The sequence below is a fragment of the Luteimonas sp. A478 genome, assembly GCF_054052025.1.
Genome location: NZ_JBSVRF010000020.1, coordinates 1 through 845 on the forward strand (window position 1 = coordinate 1; position 845 = coordinate 845).

Sequence of the window (845 nt, forward strand, 5' to 3'; positions counted from 1 at the left end):
CACTACGCCCACGTGGACTGCCCGGGTCACGCGGACTATGTGAAGAACATGATCACCGGTGCTGCCCAGATGGACGGCGCGATCCTGGTGTGCTCGGCCGCCGACGGCCCGATGCCGCAGACCCGCGAGCACATCCTGCTGGCCCGCCAGGTGGGCGTTCCGTACATCGTGGTGTTCCTGAACAAGGCCGACATGGTGGACGACGCCGAGCTGCTGGAGCTGGTGGAGATGGAAGTCCGCGAGCTGCTGGACAAGTACGAGTTCCCGGGCGACGACACCCCGATCATCACCGGTTCGGCGCTCAAGGCGCTGGAAGGTGACCAGTCCGAGATCGGCGTGCCGGCGATCCTGAAGCTGGTGGAGGCGCTGGACACCTGGATTCCGGAGCCCGAGCGCGACATCGACAAGGACTTCCTGATGCCGGTGGAAGACGTGTTCTCGATTTCCGGCCGGGGCACCGTGGTGACCGGGCGCATCGAACGCGGCATCATCAAGGTCGGTGACAACGTCGAGATCGTGGGCATCCGCCCGACGACCACGACCACCGTGACCGGCGTCGAGATGTTCCGCAAGCTGCTGGACGAAGGCCGTGCAGGCGACAACGCCGGCATCCTGCTGCGCGGCACCAAGCGTGACGACGTGGAGCGTGGCCAGGTGCTGGCCAAGCCGGCTTCGATCCAGCCGCACACCAACTTCGAAGCCGAGGTTTACGTGCTGTCCAAGGACGAAGGCGGCCGCCACACGCCGTTCTTCAAGGGCTACCGTCCGCAGTTCTACTTCCGCACCACCGACATCACCGGCGCCTGCGAGCTGCCGGAGGGCGTGGAGATGGTGATGCCGGGCGA

At 65.9% G+C, this 845-nt stretch carries 1 protein-coding gene; it reads left to right on the forward strand.

The annotated features are described in order from the left end of the window. A partial coding sequence (tuf, locus tag ACW7G3_RS14205) for an elongation factor Tu (protein WP_456983570.1) occupies positions 1 to 845 on the forward strand: 845 nt, incomplete at both ends.